Source organism: Microcystis sp. M53603_WE2, assembly GCF_030065435.1.
Genome location: NZ_JASJFF010000031.1, coordinates 1 through 2,393, shown reverse-complemented (window position 1 = coordinate 2,393; position 2,393 = coordinate 1). Strand labels below are relative to the sequence as shown.

At 45.6% G+C, this 2,393-nt stretch carries 3 protein-coding genes and 1 pseudogene; 2 read left to right on the top strand and 2 right to left on the bottom strand.

The window, feature by feature from the left end:
* On the bottom strand, positions 1-293 hold a 293-nt coding region (locus tag PX481_RS00700), incomplete at its 3' end, for a glyceraldehyde 3-phosphate dehydrogenase NAD-binding domain-containing protein (protein WP_288093130.1).
* A gap of 71 nt (positions 294-364) precedes the next feature.
* On the opposite strand from PX481_RS00700, the gene PX481_RS00695 reads away from it, so the two are divergent.
* Both PX481_RS00695 and murC read left to right on the top strand, forming a co-directional pair.
* Entirely contained in the window at positions 365-643 is a 279-nt protein-coding gene (locus tag PX481_RS00695; RefSeq protein WP_002760706.1) for a hypothetical protein, read from the top strand.
* A 35-nt stretch (positions 644-678) separates the two neighbouring features.
* A complete protein-coding gene (gene murC / locus PX481_RS00690) occupies positions 679-2,106 on the top strand; it encodes a UDP-N-acetylmuramate--L-alanine ligase (RefSeq protein WP_288093126.1) in 1,428 nt (475 codons plus the stop codon).
* Positions 2,107-2,310: 204 nt separating this feature from the next.
* Here murC and PX481_RS00685 read toward each other — a convergent pair.
* Positions 2,311-2,393: pseudogene (locus tag PX481_RS00685) on the bottom strand (bifunctional nuclease family protein); the annotation flags it as partial.

The window sequence follows — 2,393 nt, the reverse complement described above, 5'->3', positions numbered from 1 at the left end:
GTAGCTTCGATCACTAGATCTACACCCCATTCTGCCCAGGGCAGATTGAGGGGATTGCGATCGGAATAACATTTAATGGTTTTACCGTTAACAATTAAAGAATTATCATCGGCATCGATATTAGCGTTAAGTTTGCCTAACATCGAATCATATTTGAGCAGGTGAGCGTTACTCCGGGGATCGGATGTATCATTGATCCCCACTACCTCCAAGCCACTATTAGTCCGTCCTAACCAACATCTTAGGAAATTACGTCCAATCCGTCCGAAACCATTGATCGCTACTCTAATCACTGCTGCTTGCCCTCTACGTTTTAGTGCAATACATAAAAAAATAATTAATGTTCCCAATCATACCTTAAAGGTTGAACTTTACGATCCCGATCGAAAATAATTTATTACATCACCATTCAGGAGACTCCGAGACTCCGAGACTCCGAGACTATTTTTATTTATTCTCCCCACACCCCAAACCCCACACCCACACCCACACCCCACACCCCACACCCACACCCCAAAAAAAGGAATTGGGAGAAAAAATTTTAATTCTGCGTCAAGGATTTTGCAAGGCAACTGGGCAACATTTGGGAATTCTGCTCAAATGCCCCTATCATGAGGTTGACTTTACTACCGATCGAGTTTAAAACTTATATAATCGTGGGTCTGAGGAGTGAAAACAGTGAAAAAAGTTAATTTTAACGGCCAACCTTTCCATTTTATCGGTATTGGCGGTATTGGGATGTCAGCCCTCGCTTATATCTTAGCCAAACGCAATTTACCTGTGTCTGGCTCCGATTTACGTCCTACTCATATCACCCAAAGGCTACAGGGAGCGGGAGCGCAGATTTTCCACCGTCAAGAGGCAAATAATTTAGCTTTATTTCATTCTCCTGGCCCTCAAAACAGTAGCCAAACGGTTCCGCAAGTAATCTGCTCCACGGCGATTAATGACCATAACAAGGAATATCAAGCGGCCAGAGACTTAGGATACCCAATTTTTCACCGTAGCGACGTTTTAGCGGCTTTAATCGCTGATTACGACAGTATCGCCGTCGCCGGCACCCACGGAAAAACCACCACTAGCAGCCTAATCGGTTACGTTTTGTTAGAAGCGGGATTAGACCCCACGATCATTGTCGGTGGTGAGGTGGACGCTTGGGAAGGTAACGCTCGTCTTGGTCAAGGGCGTTTTTTAGTGGCAGAGGCCGATGAGTCCGATGGTTCCCTAACCAAGCACGCCCCGAAAATCGGCGTAATCACCAATATTGAGCTAGATCACCCGGATCATTACCAGAATTTAAGCGAAGTTATCGATACTTTCCATGAATTCGCCCATCAGTGCCAGATTTTAGTCGCTTGTTTAGATTGTGACACGATCGCCGAGCATTTCCGTCCGACGATTAGTTATAGTCTCGATCCCGAAAAAGGTGCCGATTACACCGTCAGCGAGATTATCTATGAACAGGGAATGATGAAAGCTTCCGTCTGGGAAAAAGGCAGTTATCTGGGACAAATGGAGGTGAAAATCCCGGGGCAACATAATATTAGTAATGCTTTGGCAGTGGTGGCCATCGGACGTTATCTCGGTTTAGAATTTGCCGTTATTGCCGATGCGATCGCTACTTTTGCCGGGGCAAAACGCCGTTTTGAACACAAGGGAGAAGCAAACGGCATTACTTTTATTGATGATTATGCCCACCATCCTAGCGAATTGTTGGCTACTTTAGCGGCGGCAAAATTAAAGGTAGAAGGCAAACAGTACCAACGTTCGATCGCTATTTTCCAACCCCATCGTTACAGTCGCACCACTGCCTTTTTGGAGGAATTCGGAGCCGCTTTCAGTTCCGCCGATGTGGTAGTCTTAACGGATATTTATAGTGCCGGGGAAGTGAATATCAATCACGTCACCGGGCAGCAAGTGGCTGAACAGGTGAAAAAACACCATAAAAACGCCTACTATCACCCCGAATTGAGTTCTTTAAGTCAATTCCTGCTAGAAATTCTCCAACCAGGGGATCTAGCTCTGTTCCTCGGCGCTGGCAATCTCAATCAAGTTATCCCCGAAATGCTCTCTCTTTACCGCGAACAATTAGCGGTTAGAGTATAGGATTCAGTTATCAGTTATCAGTTATCAGTTACCAGTTATCAGTTATCAGTTACCAGTTATCAGTTGTTAGTTAGAAGGTATTGGGGGATGGGGTGTGGGGGTGATGGGGTGATGGGGTGATGGGGAAATGGGGAGAATAAATAAAAATAATCTCCTGTCGACCGTCGACCGTCGACCGTCTCCTGAATCCTGTCTCCTGAATGTTCACTGATCACTAAAATCACCGTGACGTTGGATCAGGTCTGAGGGGCTAAGATTGGAGACGAAATTGCGAAAAGCTTGACGTT